This window comes from Rhodococcus sp. AW25M09 (genome assembly GCF_000333955.1).
In the GTDB taxonomy this organism is placed as follows: Bacteria; Actinomycetota; Actinomycetes; order Mycobacteriales; family Mycobacteriaceae; genus Rhodococcoides.
In genome coordinates this window covers 107,405-127,769 of sequence record NZ_CAPS01000031.1, presented here as the reverse complement: position 1 = coordinate 127,769, position 20,365 = coordinate 107,405, and the positions used below count along the sequence as shown (strand labels likewise).

The 20,365-nt window shown below is 64.0% G+C and carries 15 protein-coding genes; 4 read left to right on the top strand and 11 right to left on the bottom strand.

Translation table 11 applies throughout. From position 1 onward, the window contains the following. Window positions 1-20: 20 nt before the first annotated feature. The 6 genes from RHODMAR_RS06020 to styD all read right to left on the bottom strand — a co-directional run bounded on the left by RHODMAR_RS06020 (window position 21) and on the right by styD (window position 7,974). Complete coding sequence (locus tag RHODMAR_RS06020) at window positions 21-1,541, bottom strand: GMC family oxidoreductase (protein ID WP_008712383.1); 1,521 nt, start codon at window positions 1,539-1,541, stop codon at window positions 21-23. A gap of 197 nt (window positions 1,542-1,738) precedes the next feature. Further along, window positions 1,739-2,224 carry a hypothetical protein gene (locus tag RHODMAR_RS06015; protein ID WP_157226000.1) on the bottom strand — a complete coding sequence of 162 codons (486 nt, stop codon included), beginning with the start codon at window positions 2,222-2,224 and terminating at the stop codon, window positions 1,739-1,741. Window positions 2,225-2,235: 11 nt separating this feature from the next. Next, window positions 2,236-3,657 carry an APC family permease gene (locus RHODMAR_RS06010; protein ID WP_008712379.1) on the bottom strand — a complete coding sequence of 474 codons (1,422 nt, stop codon included), beginning with the start codon at window positions 3,655-3,657 and terminating at the stop codon, window positions 2,236-2,238. After that, on the bottom strand, window positions 3,650-5,596 hold the full coding sequence (locus tag RHODMAR_RS06005) for a primary-amine oxidase (RefSeq protein WP_008712377.1): 1,947 nt from the start codon (window positions 5,594-5,596) through the stop codon (window positions 3,650-3,652). Before RHODMAR_RS06005 ends, RHODMAR_RS06010 begins: the two co-directional genes overlap by 8 nt. A 97-nt stretch (window positions 5,597-5,693) precedes the next feature. Then, window positions 5,694-6,281 carry a TetR/AcrR family transcriptional regulator gene (locus RHODMAR_RS06000; protein WP_008712371.1) on the bottom strand — a complete coding sequence of 196 codons (588 nt, stop codon included), beginning with the start codon at window positions 6,279-6,281 and terminating at the stop codon, window positions 5,694-5,696. Window positions 6,282-6,489: 208 nt separating this feature from the next. Next, window positions 6,490-7,974, bottom strand: coding sequence for a phenylacetaldehyde dehydrogenase StyD (gene styD, locus RHODMAR_RS05995; RefSeq protein ID WP_008712369.1), 1,485 nt, complete (start codon window positions 7,972-7,974; stop codon window positions 6,490-6,492). Window positions 7,975-8,161: 187 nt separating this feature from the next. On the opposite strand from styD, the gene hglS reads away from it, so the two are divergent. Beyond that, complete coding sequence (gene hglS, locus RHODMAR_RS05990) at window positions 8,162-9,547, top strand: 2-oxoadipate dioxygenase/decarboxylase (protein ID WP_008712362.1); 1,386 nt, start codon at window positions 8,162-8,164, stop codon at window positions 9,545-9,547. A gap of 9 nt (window positions 9,548-9,556) precedes the next feature. On the opposite strand, the gene RHODMAR_RS05985 is transcribed toward hglS, so the two are convergent. Beyond that, a complete protein-coding gene (locus RHODMAR_RS05985) occupies window positions 9,557-10,534 on the bottom strand; it encodes an alpha/beta hydrolase (RefSeq protein ID WP_008712360.1) in 978 nt (325 codons plus the stop codon). A 242-nt stretch (window positions 10,535-10,776) separates the two neighbouring features. Here RHODMAR_RS05985 and RHODMAR_RS05980 point away from each other — a divergent pair, with 242 nt between their 5' ends. Together RHODMAR_RS05980 and RHODMAR_RS05975 are read left to right on the top strand one after the other, a co-directional pair. Further along, window positions 10,777-11,229: a MarR family winged helix-turn-helix transcriptional regulator gene (locus tag RHODMAR_RS05980; RefSeq protein ID WP_008712359.1), complete on the top strand. Its 453-nt coding sequence runs from the start codon at window positions 10,777-10,779 to the stop codon at window positions 11,227-11,229. Beyond that, a complete protein-coding gene (locus RHODMAR_RS05975) occupies window positions 11,226-11,612 on the top strand; it encodes a DUF5313 family protein (RefSeq protein ID WP_008712358.1) in 387 nt (128 codons plus the stop codon). The genes RHODMAR_RS05980 and RHODMAR_RS05975 overlap by 4 nt, the downstream gene beginning before the upstream one ends. On the opposite strand, the gene RHODMAR_RS05970 is transcribed toward RHODMAR_RS05975, so the two are convergent. After that, a complete protein-coding gene (locus RHODMAR_RS05970; protein WP_008712357.1) occupies window positions 11,606-13,987 on the bottom strand; it encodes an ATP-binding protein in 2,382 nt (793 codons plus the stop codon). The genes RHODMAR_RS05975 and RHODMAR_RS05970 overlap by 7 nt on opposite strands. Window positions 13,988-14,110: 123 nt before the next feature. Between RHODMAR_RS05970 and glgX the strand changes: the two genes are divergently transcribed. Continuing rightward, the gene (glgX, locus tag RHODMAR_RS05965) at window positions 14,111-16,153 is read left to right on the top strand and encodes a glycogen debranching protein GlgX (RefSeq protein ID WP_008712348.1); all 2,043 of its coding nucleotides are present in this window, start codon (window positions 14,111-14,113) and stop codon (window positions 16,151-16,153) included. Window positions 16,154-16,213: 60 nt separating this feature from the next. On the opposite strand, the gene RHODMAR_RS05960 is transcribed toward glgX, so the two are convergent. The 3 genes from RHODMAR_RS05960 to RHODMAR_RS05950 are packed head-to-tail and all read right to left on the bottom strand — an operon-like array spanning window position 16,214 to window position 20,285. Then, the gene (locus RHODMAR_RS05960; protein WP_008712347.1) at window positions 16,214-17,920 is read right to left on the bottom strand and encodes a glycerol-3-phosphate dehydrogenase/oxidase; all 1,707 of its coding nucleotides are present in this window, start codon (window positions 17,918-17,920) and stop codon (window positions 16,214-16,216) included. Further along, a complete protein-coding gene (glpK, locus tag RHODMAR_RS05955) occupies window positions 17,917-19,434 on the bottom strand; it encodes a glycerol kinase GlpK (protein ID WP_008712346.1) in 1,518 nt (505 codons plus the stop codon). Before glpK ends, RHODMAR_RS05960 begins: the two co-directional genes overlap by 4 nt. Beyond that, entirely contained in the window at window positions 19,431-20,285 is an 855-nt protein-coding gene (locus RHODMAR_RS05950; protein WP_008712345.1) for an MIP/aquaporin family protein, read from the bottom strand. The genes glpK and RHODMAR_RS05950 overlap by 4 nt, the downstream gene beginning before the upstream one ends. Window positions 20,286-20,365: the final 80 nt, after the last annotated feature.

Here is a 20,365-nt window from a genome sequence, read left to right as displayed (position 1 = left end):
GCCCCGCCTTCACTCGAAGACTAGCTCCCCAGAATCAAGTCCGAGGCCCGCTCGCCGACCATGATCGACGGCGCGTTGGTGTTGCCCGACGGCACCGTGGGCATGATCGATGCGTCCGCGACCCGCAGCCCCTCGATACCGCGGACCCGAAGATCAGCTCCGACAACAGCATTGGGATCCGAGTCCGCACCCATCTTGCAGGTGCCCACCTGGTGGTGGTACGTGCCCGCGGTTTGGCGAACGTAGGCCCGCAGGTCGTCACGTGTGCGCGCGCTCGGCCCCGGAACCACCTCGGCCTTGCGCCAGGGTGCGAACGCGTCGGAGGCACCGATCTCACGGCAGATCTCCACCGCGTCGACCATCGCCTCCAGGTCGTACGGATCGGCCAGAATGTTCGGATCGGCCAGCGGCAGTTCGCTCGGGTCCGCCGACGCCAACCGTAGGGTGCCACGCGAGCGGGGAGCCACTATTCCAGGTGCGATGGTGTAGCCGTTCTCGGGCACCGGGTATCCGTCGGCGGGGTAGGGAATGTGCATGAACAGGGGCTGCAGATCGGGTGCAGCGCCGGCCCATCCGGTGCTGCGGGCATACAGCTGCGCTTCGAGTAGGTTGTTCGTACCGGCGGCGAGCGGCTCGAGGGACTCGTAGATGTTGCTGAGCAGCAGGTGGTCGTGCAGATTCTCGCCGACGCCGGGCAAGTCGACGACGGTGTCGATCCCGATTGCACTCAGGTGATCGGACGGGCCGATTCCGCTGAGCAGCAACGTTTTCGGTGAGCCGAGAGCTCCGCCGCACAGGATCACCTCGTGATCGGCGAACGATCGCTCCAGCTCCGAACCCCCGAGGCTGTACTCGATTCCCACTGCTCGGCCGTTCTCGAGCACCACCTTGTGCACGAGCGCTCCGGTGGTCACGGTCAGATCGGGATTGTTCAGCACCTGGCCGACGAAGCTCTTCCACGCGCTCATCCGCTCGCCGTCGCGGGTGGTGGTGTGGTTGTAGCCGGCACCCACCATCTCGTCGGCGTTGAAGTCGTCGATCAGCTTGTGCCCATGTTCGACTGCCGCATCGACGAAGGCCGCTGCCAGCGGGTGCGGGGTGCCCATGATCGACACCGGCAGCGGGCCGTCGCCGCCGTGGAACTCGGTGGCACCGAGCTCGTGTGACTCCGAACGCTTGAACAGCGGCAGTACGTTCTCCCAGGCCCATCCCGCATCTCCGGTGGCGGACGCCCAACCGTCGTAGTCGCTGGAATGTCCTCGGACGTAAATCATTCCGTTGAGGGACGAGCTGCCGCCGAGTACGCGGCCACGAGGCCAGAAGATCCGGCGATCGTTGGCGTGCTTCTGCGGAGTGGTGAACAATCCCCAATCCTGCGAGCCACCCAGCAGCGTCGGCCAGCCCTGTGGCGAATGGATCGCCGGGTCGGTATCGACCGGCCCGGCCTCGATCACGTGCACGGTATGCCCGGCGTCGAGCAACCGTCGGACGATGACGCTTCCGGCTGATCCTGCTCCCACTACGATGTAATCCGTCGACATTCGCTGCTTCTTTCTGTTGTGACCGTCGACACAACAGTGGCCCAATCCGCAAGCACAAACATGTCGCTGCGCGCACACATTCTGGGCCAGATGCGCCCTCGTTCAGGGATGAACCCAGCTGGAGACACGGAAGACCTCTACTCCCATTGTGATCGGAGATGTCTGCTGTGGTCCTTGTTCTCTCCTGAACAGTGGGATCAGAAAACTACGGGTGCCATTCCGACGATCATGAGAAGGGAACCTGCCGTGGCCCGACGCCCCGAGTGGCTCCTGTGAAACATGTTCAGCGTCAGTCCGATCCACGCTGCCAGCAGAGCCAGCACGACGAGCCTTGGGTCGAGACCTGCTCCATGCCGGTGCAACGGAGCCGCAGAGACTGCGTCGGGTACCGAATGGGCATGGATCGAGGGCGTCAGTAACAGCAGGACCGCCATGCAGGTGAGGTCGACGACGCACGGCCCCGACGAGGACGGTGTCGTGATTCCGGCAGTCACATGGACAGCCGCCACGATGAGGACAAGACTCGCCGGAATCGCGATGGTGGCATTCATGCCGAACACCACCATCGCGGCCATGACGGCACCCATGCACAGGTGAGCCCACCGGACCCGCCCATCGTGGTTTCGGCGTCCGAACAGCGGGAGAACAGCACCCACTGCACCGAGCGCCATCAACACCGTCATGACCATCGGAGTCAGCCCGTCGGCTCTAGGTCTCGGGCGCGAGATCCACCCAGCCGAGCTACGAGGAGCCCGCCGACGAAGAACACCGCAACGACGATCAACAGCAAGGTGGCGAGCACTCCCGAACCGCCGATGAGCAGCGTGAAGTTATCCAGCACGAGGGCGAGGATCGCGATGAGCCCCATGGTTCCGAGTGCCGGGGCGACAACGGTGTGCCAGGTGCGCTTGTCCACAGTCGATCGACGGAAGAACGCAATGATCGCCCCACCCGTCAGGATCATCAGAATCAGGATGCTCACGGTGGCCAGTCCGGACATCCAGGTGAACAACTCCAGCACCGGGTCTGCGCCTGCTGCGGCGAAGACCACGAGAACCAATGCTGCCGAGCCGGTCTGGAACAGCGATCCCATGTGCGGGGAGCCGTGCCGAGAGTGGGTGCGTCCCAACATCGACGGGGCGACGCCCTTGCGGGCCAGGGCGAATACGTACCGTCCGATTGCGTTGTGGAAAGCGAGCAAGGCGGCGAAGAGACTGGTGACCAACATGATTTCCATGATGTCCGCCGCCATCGGGCCCAAGTACTGGGCGGCAGCGGCGAAGGTCAACCCCGCCGTGTCATCGGCAGCGGCCTGCGCGACGGACGCGCTACCGAAGGCGAGCACCACGGCCCAACTCGACACCGCGTACACCAATCCGATGGTGACGACGGCGGCGTAGGTCGCGATCGGAACAGTCCGCGTGGGGTTGCGCGCCTCCTCGCCGTAGATCGCGGTGGCCTCGAAGCCGATGAACGACGCGATGGCGAACATCAACGCGATTCCCGGGGATCCATCGAAGAAGGCCGAGGGAGTGAACGATTCGACGTCGATGCCGGCGGCGCCACCCTTGACGAACACCGCGACCGACAGGATCACGATGATCCCGATCTCGAGCACCAGCAGTACTCCGAGCACCTTGGCTCCGAGATCGATGCTGCGGTAGCCGAGCAGCGCCACGATCGCGACGAGGCCGAGCGCCCACAGCCACCACGGCAGATCAGGACCGCCGTATTTCACGACCAGGCTGTCGACGGTCGATGCGGCAAGGCCGTAGATGCCCGCTTGAATGGCGGTGTAAGTCAGCAGCGCCAGACCCGCGGCGCCGAGGCCCATGGTTCTCCCGAGCCCTTTCTCCACGTAGGCGTAGAACGCACCGGTGTCCACCATGTGCCGGCTCATGGCCGCGTAGCCGACGCTGAAGATCAGCAGGACTACTGCCGCGACAATGTAGGCGAGCGGAGCGCCGGCACCGTTGCCGGTCGCGATCATGACCGGCAATGCTCCACCGATGGCGGTCAGCGGCGCAGCAGCGGCGATGACCAGGAACACGATCCCCACGACGCCGATGGATCCGCGTAGCGCGCCTGCCGTCGAATTCGATTGGGTGTCAGACACTCTGCTCACCGCTCTCGCAGCTCGAGGAGGCGCAATGCGCAGAGGTCGTGCGCGGCACATCGAGCGTCGGGTTGCGATCGAAGAATCCCGCGGGCTTGAGCTTGAACCCGGTGTAGTCCACCGGCATGATCGGCCAGTCCTCGGGCCGCGGGAAGTGGGTGAGCCCGAAGGTGTGCCACAGCACGATGTCCTCGTCGACCAAGCTGCGGTTCGAGGCGACGAACGCCGGCAGGCCCGCTCCCCCGTGATGCTGGTTGACGAAATCGCCTGCGGCATAGCGCTCGCTTCGGTCGAACTGGGTCACCCACAGATGCTTCGTGGCGAACGTGGCGCGTCGCGCGATCGACGAGTTGTCGTCGGCGAGAAGCAGCGGCTGCCCCTCGGGGTGCAGCGTGTATCCGACGGGTCTTTCGAGCCGACTCAGTGAGGTCGGATTGGTGACATGCCAGACGCGGCCCACTGTGCCGTCGGCAACACGCTGCGCCTCGGATTCAGTGGTGAGTGGGGTGTGTTGCAGAGCAAAGGCATTGCCGTGCAGATTGTCCGGCCCCATCGGCACTCGGCGGGTCTCGATCTCCTCGACGGAGTTGCCGGTGCCGTCGATCATCATGTCGAGTCGAGCACTGAACAGGTGCTGGTGGCACGGCGCTCCGAGTCCCGGGGCGATCTCTGTGGCGTAGGGGTAGTCACCACCGGGATGTCCGGAGGTGAACACGATTCCCGTTGCCTTGACCTCGAATTCGATGGTGCCGTCGAGGTACAGGTACCAGAAGAAGCCGTAATCGTAGTTGCCGATGGTGGTGAAGAAGGAGATCACGAGTCGACGCTGGCGACGGGTCTCCTGAGACCCCGACCACAGATCGGTGTGCTTCCACAGCACCCCGAAATCTTCCTCGTGCATGCACACAGCGTTGGTCAGCGTTTTCGGGTTGCCGAATTCGTCGGCGATCACGGCGTCGAAATACGTGATGTCTCCGACGCAGTCGCAGCCGAGTTCGAGTGAGTTCGCGTACCGTCCCACCAGGTACTCACCGGTGTCGAAGTAGTTCTGCCACGACCGCAGCGGCGACGGATCACCGTAGGGAACAACCATTTCGGCGATCGACGCGCGGTGGATGATCGGCCGAACCGTACCGTGGTCCTCGAAACCGATCTGGTGCAGCACCAGACCTTCACGCACATCGAAGCCTACTCTGAACGACCACTTCTCCCAGTCGACGCGATTGCCTCGAACCGTGAAACTCGGACCGTCGGGTTGGGTGATCTCGATCGACTTCTGCGTGGTCCGCAGCGGGCCGGTGACGGACAGATCGTCGAAGTTGCCCGATTCCTCCGGGATGGGAACCGCACCCAGGTCGGTGACCTTGTCCACCGTCCGGTTCATCACGTCGACGAAAGCGACCAGCCCGTCGATCGGATGGGCCCACGCGTGATCGGCGGGGTAGTCCTGCCGAAAAGCCAAGCCGCGCAGTATTCGTCGACCGTGCTCGCCCGGGTAGTCGAACACGCCTGCCGACAGTGGTGCCACTCGAACGTCGGCTACGTCCAGTCCGCGCGCGGCCAGCGCGGCGAGCCAGTCCGGATCGGTGGAGAGGACACTCTCGACGAGCTCGAATTCCTCGTCGAGCACCGGCATCTGACCGTCGCGGGTCGCGTCGAGCCGAGTGGAACCGATCACCTGACGGTCGTCGAGGGAGACGAGTAGGTCGACGGCATCGGGAGTCGAGATGTCGTGCAGTAGCACTCGAAATGTGCGTCGGGTGGTCGGTTCTGCGACGTACAAGTCGGACTTGTTCGGCTCGTCGAGTCCGACATAGACGAACCGGGTTGCGGCGGTGACAAATCCGGCGGAATCGACGATCGAGCGGACCTGAGCGATTTCGTCTTCGGTGGGTAACGACAGAGCGTGGTCGATTGCGTGGGGAGTGAGGGTCGGCATCGGTCTTCCTCGGGGTCGGGTGATACTACGATGTGGTTCTACATACGTTGAATAAAACAGGCACGCGAAGCGGGAGGGCCGCCTGGGAGCCGGGTGGCTACAGCTGAGCTATGAACCGATCGAGCATCTCGAACTGCCGGTCGGCAGTGGTGTCGTCAGGGGTGAGCACGCCGAGAATCTGCATGCCCATCATCATGTTGAGCAGTGTTTCGACGGCGAGATCGACATCGAAGTCGCCGGCGTCACCTTCCGCGCGGGCCTGCTCGAGAAACTCCGCCATCCGAGTGCGCCACGAGACCAGGGACCGACGGTTGGTCTCGTCCATGTGCTCGTCGTACATCGCGCGCTGCCACAGCGAGACTGCAATTCTCGCCTCGAGCAGAGTCTCGTCGGTTGTCGGCATCACTTCTCGGCAGAAGATTCGAAGAGCCTCGAATCCCGTTGCCTCGCCGAGGGCTTCGTCGATACGACGGTTCGTCGCCTCGAAGACGTGCTCGAATGCGGTGCGGAGAATTTCGTCCTTACCCGCGAAATAATGACTCAGTGCGCCGTTCGTGTATCCCGCCTCGGTCGCGATGTCCCGCATGTTCGCAGCATCGATTCCTCTGGCAGCGATCAAACGCCAGGTTGCGGCGGTAATCGCGCGGCGGCGTTCGTCGTGATCCACGAGCTTGGGCACAGCCATACGGTAGCGGTCCTCGACTCCGACGCGGACCTAGGGTTCGCGCATCGCCATCACCCCTTTCCGATTCGTCGGACGTTGTTCTACGTCCGTTGAACTAAATCCTGCGGCCTGCTCGTTACGAATCGCGTGTTCTTCGGTAAACACCGCGTAACTCGACGTGAGCGGAACTTCGTAGCAGGGGTCGAAGTCCCGCTCACCTGCGCAAGCTCTAGAGGACGATCGTGACGACCTTCTCCTCGGTGTTGGCCTCGATTCCGGCCCACCCCAGTTCACGTCCGGTGCCACTGGATTTCATGCCGCCCCACGGGAGTGCGGGATCGATTGCCGCCCAACCGTTCACCCATACGGCACCGGAGCGCACTCGAGCCGCGAGGGTGTGTGCCCGCGAGACGTCGCGGGTCCAGATGCTCGCTGCCAACCCGTAGACGGTGTCGTTGGCGATGGAGATCGCCTCGTCGGCCGTATCGAAGGGAATCACCGTGCCGACGGGTCCGAAGATCTCCTCCTGGGCGATCTTCATGCCGTTGTCGGCGTCGGCGAAGATGGTCGGCTCGACGAAGTAGCCTGCCCCGTCCGGTCGGCTGCCACCGGCGGCCACTCGGGCTCCGCCGTCGCGTCCGGCCTGGATGTACCCGAGGACGGTGTCTCGCTGCGTGGCATTGACCAGCGCGCCCATCGTCGTCGACGGATCGAACGGATCTCCCAGAACCTGCGCCGACGCCGCGGCGGCCAGGCCGTCGACCACCTGCGAGTACAGCGAGCGGTGCACCAGCACTCGCGTGCCGGCCGCACAGACCTGTCCCTGGTTGAAGAACAGGCCCATCGCGGTTCCGTTGATCGCCGCCTCGAGATCTGCGTCCTCGAGAATGATCTGCGGCGACTTGCCGCCGAGCTCGAGCGTCGTCCGCTTGAACGTATCGGCAGCCTTCTTGGCGATGAGCTTGCCGACCCGAGGACTGCCGGTGAAGCTGATCTTGTCGACGTCGGGGTGGCCGACCAACGCGTCACCGGTCACCTCGCCCAATCCTGGAAGAACGTTGACGACTCCGCCGGGCAGACCGGCCTCGCCGATCAGGCGCGCGAGATGCAGGATGGACAGTGGCGCGTCCTCCGGCGGCTTGACGACCACGGTATTTCCGGCGGCCAGCGCCGGCGCGAGCTTCCACGCCGCGATCATCAGTGGGGTGTTCCAGGGGACGATCATGCCGATGACGCCCACCGGCTCGCGAACGGTGTAGGAGTGCGTCGGCTGCCCGAAGTAACCCGCGGTGGGGATGGAGCTCCCGGTGATCTTGTCGGCCCAGCCGGCGAAGTGTCGGAATGTGGCGGCTGCATTGGGGATGTCGAGCATCGACGGCTGGCCCACCGGCTTGCCGATGTCCAGAGCTTCGAGTCGAGCGAGAAGGTCGCCGTCCCGCTCGATCAGATCGGCCACTCGATTGAGTAACTGTCCGCGGACCGCCCCGGGCGTTGCACCCCACTCACCGCCGAGTTGAGCACGGGCTGCACGCACCGCCGCGTCCACATCCGATGCCGTAGCTGCAGCGATCTGAGCCAGGGGCTGTTCGGTGGTGGGGTTGATGTCGGTGAAGGTTCCGCCGTCGGATGCGCCGTGCCACTGTCCCGCGATGTAGAGCTCGGTGGCGGTTCCGGTCGGCAACGACGGTGCGGCCGATTCCTGTACTGCAGTCATAATTCTTCGCTCCTTCTCGGGTGCCTATCGCGGCACCTGTGGCGTGTCCGTTCCAGATTGCGCCCGCGCCCACGAGAAGGTCTTGTGTGATCGCGCACACATTCTGCGGTAGATGCGCACTGATCCGAACCACGTCGACGTCGCGCCATCGTGGGTTCCGCGAAGGTGCCGAAAGGCGCAGTATGAAGTGGTGAACGTGATACCGACGCAATTGCGGGCGCAATTCGCCCTCCGTCTCTCGGCGTTGTACGGGCAGGAGGTTCCCGCCTATACGACGCTGCTGGATGTCACGGCGACGATCAATGCCGAAACGCTGCGGGCCACCGGTGCCGATGCCGAGCGCTACGGCTCGATCGACCGCGTCACCGCGGAACGCCACGGAGCCATCCGCGTCGGTAATGCACGCGAGATGTCTCAGGTGGCAACCATTTTCGGTGCCATGGGTATGTATCCGGTGGGGTTCTACGATCTGCGCGACACCGCGTCGAGTTCGATTCCTGTCGTGTCCACGGCGTTTCGCCCCATCGAGCAGGACGAACTCGCGATCAATCCATTTCGGGTGTTCACCTCGATGCTGGTGGCCTCGGACCGACGCTTCTTCGACGAGGACCTCGGCGGTAGGCTCACCGAATTCCTCGACCGTAGAACGCTTTTCCCACACGAGCTACTCGAGTTGGCCGGCAAAGCGGAGGCCGACGGCGGACTCTCCGAAGACGACGCCGCGACATTCCTGGATCTGGCCACGTCCTCGTTCGCGCTGTCCGGTGACCCCATCGACAGGGCGTGGTACCGCGAACTCGAAGCGGTCTCCGCCGTAGCAGCAGATATCGGCGGAGTCTCCTCGACGCACATCAATCATCTGACGCCCCGGGTCCTCGACATCGACCTCCTGCACAGCCGTATGGAAGAGCGCGGGGTGGCGATGATCGACACCATCCAGGGCCCGCCCCGCATGTCCGGTCCGGGACTTCTGCTGCGGCAGACGTCATTCCGAGCACTGAACGAAGAGCGGATGTTCGCCGACGAGGACGGCCGCCTCGAATCCGGCCACCTGCGGGTCCGGTTCGGTGAAGTCGAAGCGCGGGGGGCGGCCGCTACCGTGCTCGGCCGCAGTCGCTACGACACCTACCTGGAACGATCCGAGAACCGGGGATCCGGCAGAGAGACCGCCAGGTGGGCTTCGTTGGTACCCGAGAGCGAAGCCGACTGGCTGGCAGAAGATCTGGCCTACTTCAGCTTTCGCACGACGGGCCTGAGTCCAACGCCCACCGACCGGACTCGAGGGCTGGTCGACTTGGTCGAATCAGGCTTCGTCGCCGCAGATCCGATCGTGTACGAGGACTTCCTGCCGAAGTCTGCCGCCGGGATCTTTCGATCCAATCTCGAAGCCGACGGCACCCGCATCTCCGAGAACGCAGCCACCTCGTTCGATGCCGACTCGATGGCAGGAGTGCTCGGCCGAACGCTGCACGATCCGTATGCGATCTACAGCGCGATCCGAGACGCGTCGGTAACGAAGCTGGAGAGGCACCTCGGCCTCACCAGCCCTCTCGCCTGCCCCTGGCGCACGTAAGGAGCCCGCTCAGATACCGAGTGATCCCGCCAGGGTCGGCCAACTCTTGGGCAGCTGGTCCACCCAGTAAGGCCACGAGTGGGTTCCGGTCTCGGTGAAGTCGAACGTTGCCGGAATCCCGAGTTGACCGAGTCGGTCGGCGAGTCGATGGGTGCAGTAGTTCGCGCCCACTTCGATGAGACCACCGATCACCACGACGTCGAGAGCGTCCACGCTGTCGAAGCTCTCGTACGGCCCCGGCGCTCCCGTTCCCACCGATACGTACACGGCGGTGCCGCGCAGACGTTCGGCGTTGACGACCGAATCGTGCTCGACCCAGTCCGGATCCAACGGGCCGCCCCACATGTTGTCGGCGTTGCCGCCGAAGGCAGCGATGATCGACCGAATGTTCGCCTGACCCATCGGGTCCGAGGATGCAAAGCAACCGCTGTACGACGCGACGCCGGAGTACACGTCCGGGTTACGCACCGCCAGCATCATGGCCGACTGCGCGCCCATCGACAGTCCGGCGATCGCGTTGCGCCCGTTGCCGTCGAACGCTGCGTCGATCACCGGCGGCAGTTCCTCGGTCAGGAACGTTTCCCATTGGTACCGGCCGAGTGTCGGGTCGTCGCGCTGCCAGTCTGTGTAGAAGCTGCCGGGGCCTGCCAGTGGCAGTACGACATTGACGTTCTTGTCGGCAAAGAATTCGGCCGCCCCACCTTTGCGCAACCACATGCTGTTGTGCGGGTCCTCTTCGCCGATACCGCTGAGCATGTAGAGCGTCGGACGCGGTCCGGTTTTCACGGCGGGAGTCAGTACCTGCACTTCGACGATCCCGCCCATCGCAGGAGAGTCCACGCTCACGGTGCGCAGGGTGTCGGACGCGATCGCGGTGTCGACGATGCGAGCGGCAGCCACAGCAGGATCGGCGGAGACAACGGCGACCGATGACAACGACACCACAGCGGCGACGACGAACGGGACGAAGATACGTCGACGACGCATGGGGATCCTCTCGGGCTTTGTCACGAAAACAGCGAATCGACACGGAGCATCGCACACCTTCGGACCCAATGAAACGCCGAGGACGAAGTTCGCCGAATCAGACCGACCGGAACTCTGCCACGCCCGCACTAGTTGAGAATTCACCTTGCTTTGCAGCGCTTTTCGGGCATCTGCTCCACATACAAACAATGCATCGTGCACTAATCATTAGCGCCCTAACTAAATCTGCTAGCCTGGATTTCGTGACCACCGTCGAAGATCCGCTCGCACTCGATCGACAGGTCTGCTTCGCGCTCGCCGTAGCCAACCGTGCCGTGCTGTCGGTGTATCGGCCACTGCTCGAGCCGATGGGACTGACGCATCCGCAGTACCTGGTGATGCTGGCACTGTGGGGCGAGTCGCCCATGTCGGTCAAAGCCATCGGATCAGCCCTGCAACTCGATTCCCCCACCCTCTCCCCGCTGCTCAAGCGTCTGGAATCGATGGGGTTGCTGGCCCGTAACCGCAGCGCCGAAGACGAGCGAGTGCTTCTCGTCTCGCTCACCCCGACCGGAGCCGCGCTGCGCAAGCAGGCCGAGAAAATTCCGCCCGCCGTCGTGGAGAGGCTCGGCGCGTCACTCGCCGAACTCGACGATCTGCGACGCGTCCTCACCCGTGTCAACGACGCGGCCATCGCAGCAGGAGCATTGTCATGAACTCGCACCCGATTCGGAGCCGTCCATCCCTCGGCCAGTGGCTGGGCTACGCGGTCCTCGGGCGCAAACTGCCCGACTCCATGCAGAACTGGGTTCGACGCGACCTCGTCGGGCCGGGAGCAACGCCGCGTCACATCCTGCGGTCGATGATTCCGTTCCTACCGATCTTCATCGGATTCTTCGTCCTGTTCCCTGGAGCGATCTGGCTCCGTGCCTCGATGGTGCTGCTCAGTTTGCTCCTCGCGCTGTTCTACACCGCCGCGTACATGGATCAGAACCGCGCCCGACGCCTCGAAATTCATGGACTACCGGCCGACCTCAAGAGCGCGAAGAAGATGGCCGAAATGGAACGCGAGCGAGAGAACTATCGCCGCAATCACTGACTCTCCGGGCTGAGCCCGGCCATGAAGTCGTCGGCGATCATCGCGGCCAGGTCACGGGTCTCGCGGTTGGTGTTCTGCGACAGTTCGGTCAGTTGGGCGAAGGCGGCGTCGGCGTCGATGCGGTAGACCGACATCAGGATTCCGACGGCTCGGCCGATCGATCCGCGGGTGTCGAGGGCGGTGCGCAGCGTCGCGGCCTGGTTGCCGCTTTCTTCGATCAACTGCTCGCGCATGCGGGAGAGTTCCAGGTGAACGCGCACCCGGGCGGCGAGTTCTCGGTCGTGGAACGGTTTGACGATGTAGTCGTCGGCACCGCGTCCGAGGCCGTCCAGCACGAAGTCGGTTCCCGCTCGCGCGGTCAACAGGATCACCGGCACCCGTTGCAGGCCGGTGTCTCGGCGGATCTCGTTCACCAGTTCCAGGCCGCTGCGGCCGGGAAGCATGACGTCGGTAAGCACGAGCCCTGGCGTTGTCGATCGCGCACGATCGAGCGCTGTCTCGACGTCGCCCGCGGTGGTGACGGTCCAGCCTTCGTCGCTGAGCAGTCGGACGAGATAGTTGCGCATGTCGATGTTGTCCTCGACGAGCAGAATGTCTGCTCGGTCGGAGGTGACCGTCGCCGATTCTTTCGAAGCGAAGATCGCCGACACCGAATCCGCGTGCACAACCGGTCGATCGAGGGCCGCGGCCGACTCGACCGCCAATCGGGGCACGACCACCGTGAAGGTGCTGCCGCGGCCCACCTCACTGTCGACGTCGATACGCCCGTTCAGGGCAGTGAGCAGGTCCGATACGAGCGCGAGGCCGATACCGGTCCCCTCGATGCTGTGGGCACCGGACCGTTCGACTCGGTGGAACCGATCGAATACTCGGGGCAGGTCGTCGGCGGGTATTCCGAGTCCGGTGTCGGCGACGACGAGTCGAATCGTGTCCGCTTCGGCCCGCAGGCGCACGGAGACACTGCCGGCCGGAGTGTATTTGACGGCGTTCGCGACGAGGTTGAACACGACCTTCGACCACATCTCGCCGTCGATGAGAATCACGACCTCCTCGCTCGCGTCGACGACAAGGTCGAGCCCCTGGTCCGATGCGACCGCCGCGAACATCGACGCGCAGTCACGCGTCACCGCGGCCAGGTCGGTGGGTTCGAGTCGGGCCCGCAGCTGGCCGGCGTCCGCGCTGACGACGTCGAGCAGATCGTCGACCAGACGTCGTAGCCGGGTCGACGCACGGTGGACCACGTCGAGTGAGTCTCGGTCGGAGTCGGACAGGGTCGACGTCGTGCTCTCACGTACCGACTCCAGTGGACCGGCGAGCAGGGTGAGCGGGGTTCGAAACTCGTGCCCCACGTTCTCGAGCAACCGTGTCTTCGCCTCGTCGGCTTCGGCCAGCGCCGCGACCCGCCGACGTTCCATCTCGAACGCCTGTGAGGCGGTCAGTGCCGTGGACACGCGCTCGGCAAGGACTCCGCAGAACGACGTGAGCGACTCGTCCACGGCTCGACTGCTTCTGACCCCGATCACCAGTGCACCGATCGGTTGCACGCGACCAGCCATCGTCAGCGGCATCACGACCGCCTCCGGGACGTTCCCGTCCACCGGCACGGTTGCGCGCGGCACCACGCCCTCGATCACACCGAAGACATCGGAGTCCAGCCACGTCGAACTCTCGTAATCCGCGTCGCCGCTGGTGGCGACGCAGCGCAGGGGACCGTTCTCGGCCAGGTCGTCGCGCAACAACGCGGCGACGAGCGGAAACTCCCGCGGCTCACTTCCCAGCACATCCACCGCAGCTCTGGCGATTCCGGGCGGACCTGCACCGTCTCCGGCGTCGAGCGCACCCAACCGCAGCAGCGCACTCATTCGTCGCTGGCCCACCACCTGCACCGTGTCGTCGGTCGGGGTGACGAACAACCCCAGAACCGTGCGTCCCGGTCCACGAATCGGACTGTGGGAGAACGTCCAGTAGGTCTCTTCGAGGAAGCCGTGCCGGTGCATCATGAACATGTACTGGGCTCGGTGAACGGGCTCGTCGCTCTCGACAACCTCGCGAGCCATCGGCCCCACGTCGTCCCAGATTTCGGCCCAGCACTCACCCGCAGGCTGGGCGGCGGCGGCGGGAAACTTGTCTCCCAGAAGATCGGTGTACGAGTGATTGAAGATCTGCACCAGGTCCGGGCCCCACCAGATCAGCATCGGAGTGGTCGACGGCATAACCGTGCGAATGGCCGTGACAAGTTCGTGCGGCCACTGCTCGACCGGTCCGAGTTTCGTCGCGGACCAGTCGAGCTCGCGGAAACGAGCGTCGGTGGCATTGTCACCCGGAAACAGCTCGTCCAGCAGGGCCGAACCGTCGTCAGGTCGTGCGGAATTCATCGCCTCACCCTTCGTAGCGTGCGGCCGCACGTTTCTCGACGGGCGCTATATCGCCGTCGATCCTAGCCCAACGCCCGGTACGCAGGCGTTTCCCTCGACCTTCGCGGGGGTAATGACGCGAGCATGCCCTCCTCATCAAGTCTCCCCTACCCCTTGGGCGTCTCGCGTCTGACGAACGACGGCGCCAACCTTGCCGTCTACTCCGAAACAGCGGACTCGGTCTCCGTGGTCGTGCTGAACAACGACGGAACAGAGCGCAGTACAACACCATTGACACTGCGCACCGGCCATGTGTTCCACGATCGGGTTCCCGACGTGACACCCGGAGTTCGCTACGGCCTCCGCGTCGACGGCCCGTGGGATCCCGCTTCGGGACTGCGGCACAATGCGGCGAAGTTGCTGCTCGATCCATACGCAACCGCTATCACCGGCCAGGTCGACTGGAACGAGTCGGTCTTCAGCCACCTGCATGCCGAGCCGGAGACCCGCAACGACGAGGACTCGGCTCCGCATATGCCGTATTCCGTTGCAGTGCAGTCGAACTTCGACTGGTCCGGCGACCAGTCGCCTCGCACACCGTTGGACCGCACGGTGGTCTACGAGGTCCATGTGAAGGGCTTCACTGCCACCAATCCTGATGTCCCCGAGGATATTCGTGGTACCTACGCCGGCCTGGCGCATCCGGCGGCGATTGCGCATCTGAAGCGCATCGGAGTCACGGCAGTGGAATTGCTGCCGATTCACCAGTTCGTCCAGGATTCGCATCTACTCGAAGAGGGGCGTCGCAACTACTGGGGCTACAACTCCATCGGCTTCTTCGCACCACACAACGAGTACAGCAGCAGCGGCGACACGGGCGGCCAGGTGGACGAGTTCAAAGCACTGGTCAAAGCCATGCACGACAACGGCATCGAGGTCATTCTCGACGTCGTCTACAACCACACCGCCGAGGGTAATCATCTGGGACCGACGCTCTCGCTCAAGGGAATCGACAACGGCTCGCATTACCGACTCGTCGACGACGACCGGAGTGCGTATTACGACACCACCGGAACCGGCAACAGTCTCAACGTGGGGCACCCCGCTGCTCTGGCACTGATCCTGGACTCCCTGCGGTACTGGGTCACCGAGATGCACGTGGACGGGTTCCGCTTCGACCTAGCGAGCACGCTGACGCGTCAGGACTCGGATCTGAACGTGCACAGTGCATTTCTCTCCCTGGTGCACCAGGACCCGACGCTCGCTCCGGTCAAACTCATCGCCGAACCGTGGGATACCCAGGGGTACCAGGTCGGCGGCTTCCCGGCCCGCTGGTCGGAGTGGAACGGCAAGTTCCGCGACGACGTCCGTGACTTCTGGCGCGGCGAGAACGGAGCGCTGCCTGCATTGGCGCAGCGCGTCACCGGCAGCCCCGACGTCTACGAGAGCACCCGGCGACCTACGTTGGCGAGCGTCAACTTCATCACCGCGCACGACGGTTTCACGTTGGCCGACCTGAACTCCTACGACGACAAACACAACGAGGAGAACGGTGAGGACAGTCAGGACGGCGAATCCGACAACCGCTCGTGGGGTTGCGGCGCGGAGGGGCCGACCGACGACGAGGGAGTCAACGCACTGCGGGCCCGGCAGCAGCGCAACCACCTTGCGACGCTGCTGCTCTCGGCCGGGGTGCCGATGATCCTCGGTGGCGACGAACTGGGCCGCTCACAGAACGGCAACAACAACGCCTACTGCCAGGACAACGAGGTCTCCTGGTTCGACTGGAGCACAGCCGATCAGGATCTGATCGACTTCACCACGCACTTGATCGCCCTACGCGACGAGCACCCGGCACTGCGCCCGACGTGGTTCCGCCACGACAGCGATTCCGACGAAGATGGCGCCGGGCCGGATACCGTCGACTTCTACCGAGCCGACGGCCAAAAGCTGTCCGACGAGGACTGGTCCGATGGCAATGCCCACAGCATCCTGGTCCTCATGCGCGCCGACGACAAGGATGCGTCGTTCGCGTGGATGGTCAATGCCTCCGATGCCACAGTGGAATTCACGCTTGTGGAAGGAACGTGGACCCTGTCTACCTCGAGCGACTCGGATCAGGCGTACGAGGCCGGCGGGCCGTCGATCCTGATTCGCGAGCACTCGTTCACGTTGCTGCAGGGCTGATACAGCAATAACCGTCGATGGCGGCGGTCCTCGTCGAGAGGACCGCCGCCATCGGTCGGTTCAGCTCACTCCGAGTCGCACATCCGGTGCCCCGAGTCGTGCGGCATCGGCGGTATCGTCGTCGGGCTGCTCCTGCGAATCACGTTCTGCCAGAACACGAAGACGATAGTGCTCGATCTCCTCGGTGACGTGCTGATCGTCCCACCCGAGGATCGGCGCGACCAGCCGAGCAATCTCGTCGGCGGCCGCTTCACCACGATCGGGAACCTCGATGGAGATGCGAGTGCGCCGGGTCAGGATGTCGTCGAGGTGTTGCGCGCCCTCGTGACTGGCCGCATAGACCACCTCTGCCTTGAGGTACTCCGGCGCGCTCTCCAGCGGATTGCCGAGCTCGGGATCGGCGTCGATCAAGTCCAACAACTCTCCCATGAGAGTGCCGTACCGACCGAGTAGATGCTCGACGCGGGAGACGCGCAGACCCGTGCGTTCGGCCGTCAGAGCACGAGAGTTGAACGCACCCAGGTATCCGTCGGCACCGACGAGCGGGATGTCCTCGGTGACGCACTTCGGTACCGTGCGTTCGAGCCCGTGCACTGCGGCATCGACTGCGTCCTTGGCCATCACACGATAAGTGGTGTACTTGCCACCCGCGATGACGGTCAGTCCTCGGACCGGGCTGGATACCGCATGCTCACGCGAGAGTGTGCTGGTGGAATCGGATTCGCCGAACAGCAACGGACGAAGTCCTGCATAGACACCCACCACATCGGTCCGGTCCAATGGATCGGCCAGCAGCTTGTTCACATGACCGAGGATGTAGTCGATGTCGCTCTGGCTCGCGGCCGGGTGAGCCAGATCCAGCTTCCAGTCGGTGTCGGTGGTGCCGATGATCCAGTGACTGCCCCAGGGGATGACGAACAGCAGACTCTTCTCGGTTCGCGTGATGATGCCGGTGGCGCTGTTGATGCGATTGCGCGGCACCACCAGATGCACGCCCTTGGATGCGCGAACCTGGAATTGTCCACGGCCGCCGACCATCTGCTGTACCTCGTCGGTCCAGACACCCGCGGCGTTGATGACCTGCTTGGCCCGGACCTCGAAGGAACGGCCGGTCTCGAGGTCGCTCGCCACGACGCCGACGACCTTGTCGTCCTCCCGGAGGAAACCCGTGACGCGAGTGCTGTTGGCGCACAACGCACCGTAGGCTGCCGCCGTACGAGCGAGCATCATCGTGTGTCGTGCGTCGTCGACCTGACCCTCGTAGAACTTCACCGCACCGCGGATCGCCGATCGCTTGCCGGACGGGAAGGACTCGAGCGTCTTCTTCTTGCCGAGGTGCTTGTGGTGGCTCGGAACACCGCGGCCGGCACCCATGACGTCGTACACGCCGATGCCGAGACCGACGTACGGACGGTCGATCACTTTCTCGAGCGGATAGATGAACGGCACCGGGCGAGCGAGGTGCGGGCAGAGCTTGTTCAGTACCAGCGACCGTTCCTTCAGTGCCTCGAACACCAACGCGAAGTTGAACTGTTCGAGGTAGCGCAGTCCACCGTGGAAGAGCTTGCTGGAACGGCTCGACGTGCCGGCGGCGTAGTCGCGCGCCTCGAGCAATCCCACTTTCAATCCGCGAGTCACCGCGTCCAACGCCGTGCCCGCTCCGACGACGCCGCCGCCGATCACCAGGATGTCGAGCTCTTCGGCCTCCATCCGAGCCAGCGCATCCGCGCGCCCCTGGGGACTCAAAGCTGTTGTGGTGGAACTCATTCTTCATCAACCCAATCGAGAGTACGTGTCACTGCTTTCTTCCAACCGGCGTACAGCTTGGCCCGTTGTTCTTCGTCCATGGACGGAGTCCATGTCTTGTCCTCGGCCCAGTTCTGCCGGATGTCGTCCTCGCTCTCCCAGTATCCGACGGCGAGGCCGGCCGCGTATGCCGCTCCGAGAGCGGTGGTTTCGGCCACGACGGGGCGCACCACATCGACATTGAGGATGTCGGACTGGAACTGCATCAGCAGCTCGTTCACCACCATTCCACCGTCGACCTTGAGCACCTCGAGATCGACACCGGAGTCGGCATTCATGGCCTCAATCACCTCACGCGTCTGATACGCGGTGGCTTCGAGTACCGCACGCGCCAAGTGACCCTTGTTGACGAACCGCGTCAGTCCCACGATGGCACCTCGGGCATCCGCGCGCCAGTGCGGGGCGAACAGTCCGGAGAATGCGGGCACGAAGTAGGCACCGCCGTTGTCGTCCACCGACCGTGCGTCGGTCTCGATGTCCGACGCCGAGGAGATCATGCCGAGGTTGTCGCGCAGCCACTGCACCAGCGAACCCGTCACGGCGATGGAACCTTCGAGCGCGTACACCGTCGGCTGGTCACCGATCTTGTAGCAGACCGTGGTCAGCAATCCGTTCTTGCTCATGACCTTTTCGGTACCGGTGTTGAGCAATACGAAATTGCCTGTGCCGTAGGTATTCTTGGCCTCACCGGGCGACAAGCAGGCCTGACCGAAGGTGGCCGCCTGCTGGTCGCCGAGGATTCCGGCGATCGGCACCCCACGGAACGGACCGCGCTCGCGCCCGTTGCCGTACACCTCGGAGCTGGAACGGATCTCGGGCATCATCGACATCGGGATGTCCATGTCGGCGCAGATGCTTTCGTCCCACTGCAGGGTGTCCAGATCCATCAGCAGGGTCCGCGAGGCATTGGTCGGATCGGTGTAATGCAGTCCGCCGTCGGTTCCGCCGGTCATGTTCCACAGAACCCACGTGTCCATGTTGCCGAAACACAGTTCTCCCGCCTCGGCTTTGGCGCGTGCGCCGTCCACGTTGTCGAGGATCCACTTGATCTTGGGGCCGGAGAAGTAAGTGGCCAGCGGCAGACCGGTCTTGGCGGTGTATTTGTTGGCGTCGCCCCCACCGAGTGCAGTGGCGATGCGATCGGTACGAGTGTCCTGCCAGACGATGGCGTTGTAGATCGGCTTGCCTGTCGCCTTCTCCCACACCAGCGTGGTCTCGCGCTGGTTGGTGATGCCGACCGCGGCGATGTCCTCGCGCGTCAGATCCGCTGCGGCCATGGCACCTGCGGCGACGGCGCGCACGTTGTCCCAGATCTCCGACGCGTCGTGCTCGACCCATCCGGCCTGGGGAAAGATCTGCTGGTGTTCCTTCTGGTCGCTGGCGACGACGGTCCCTGCGTGATCGAAGATCATGCAGCGCGAGGACGTGGTTCCCTGATCGATCGCGGCGATGTACTTCCCTGCGGTCTCGGTCATGGCTTTTCTCCTGTTGTCTGGGTATCGGCTGGGAGTCGAGATGGCGGCTCTGGCGTCGCACCTTCTTGTTTGCGAAGGTTCTTTCCGATGAGCAGGTCGTACAGAAGCACTCCTATGGGTCCGCCTACGAGAGGTCCGACGATCGGGACCCAGAAGTACAGGCCGCCGTATTGATCGCGCCACGCTCCACCGTATCCGGTGATGTACGACGCCAGGCGAGGTCCGAAATCTCGGGCCGGATTGATCGCGTATCCGGCATTGGTCGCCCACGCGAAGCCGATACCGACGACGATGAGGCCGACGATCAGCGGTGCCATGTTGGCCATCGGCGCGGTGCCGAGCGAATCGGTCACTGCCACAATGAGGAACAGCAGGATCGCGGTGCCGATGATCTGGTCGATCAGCGCCGAGGACACGCTGACCGGCAGAGTTCCGTTACCGGGAAGCGTCGAGAAGATCGTCTGGGTGGCGGTGGTGTGCCCCGGGTCCACGGCATTGATCATGTCGTTGTAGTTCCAGCGCACCAGCAGTGCGGCCACGAAGGCACCTGCGGTCTGCGCGAGGATGTACGGCGCAACCATCTTCCAGTCGAACCCGCGGAACAGCGCGAACGTGATCGTCACGGCGGGATTGAGGTGTGCGCCGGTGATACGGCCGGCGACATAGATGCCGAACATCACGCCCAGCCCCCACGCCCAGGCGATCGAATCGTGGCCACCGAGGCTGCCCGCCTCGCCGCCCGACACCACCTGCGCGACGACGCCCACGCCGAACAGAATGAGAATCATGGTTCCGGCGAACTCTGCGGCCATGTGCGCCGGCAGTCCCCATTCCGGTTCCTTACGTGCCATTGTGTAGCCTCCGTAAAGTGAGTGATGCACGCCACATTGCGTGCCATTTCCCACGTTAGACGCCCTGCACCGTGTTGCAC

Excerpts from the sequence above, each read along its gene's own strand:
- RHODMAR_RS05950 (WP_008712345.1), bottom strand. The coding sequence starts at position 20,285 with ATGGCACGTAAGGAACCGGAATGGGGACTGCCGGCGCACATGGCCGCA.
- glgX (WP_008712348.1), top strand. The coding sequence starts at position 14,111 with ATGCCCTCCTCATCAAGTCTCCCCTACCCCTTGGGCGTCTCGCGTCTG.
- RHODMAR_RS06000 (WP_008712371.1), bottom strand. The coding sequence starts at position 6,281 with ATGGCTGTGCCCAAGCTCGTGGATCACGACGAACGCCGCCGCGCGATT.
- RHODMAR_RS05970 (WP_008712357.1), bottom strand. The coding sequence starts at position 13,987 with ATGAATTCCGCACGACCTGACGACGGTTCGGCCCTGCTGGACGAGCTG.
- RHODMAR_RS06020 (WP_008712383.1), bottom strand. The coding sequence starts at position 1,541 with ATGTCGACGGATTACATCGTAGTGGGAGCAGGATCAGCCGGAAGCGTC.
- RHODMAR_RS06005 (WP_008712377.1), bottom strand. The coding sequence starts at position 5,596 with ATGCCGACCCTCACTCCCCACGCAATCGACCACGCTCTGTCGTTACCC.
- RHODMAR_RS05975 (WP_008712358.1), top strand. The coding sequence starts at position 11,226 with ATGAACTCGCACCCGATTCGGAGCCGTCCATCCCTCGGCCAGTGGCTG.
- glpK (WP_008712346.1), bottom strand. The coding sequence starts at position 19,434 with ATGACCGAGACCGCAGGGAAGTACATCGCCGCGATCGATCAGGGAACC.
- RHODMAR_RS05985 (WP_008712360.1), bottom strand. The coding sequence starts at position 10,534 with ATGCGTCGTCGACGTATCTTCGTCCCGTTCGTCGTCGCCGCTGTGGTG.
- RHODMAR_RS06015 (WP_157226000.1), bottom strand. The coding sequence starts at position 2,224 with ATGACGGTGTTGATGGCGCTCGGTGCAGTGGGTGCTGTTCTCCCGCTG.
- styD (WP_008712369.1), bottom strand. The coding sequence starts at position 7,974 with ATGACTGCAGTACAGGAATCGGCCGCACCGTCGTTGCCGACCGGAACC.
- RHODMAR_RS05960 (WP_008712347.1), bottom strand. The coding sequence starts at position 17,920 with ATGAGTTCCACCACAACAGCTTTGAGTCCCCAGGGGCGCGCGGATGCG.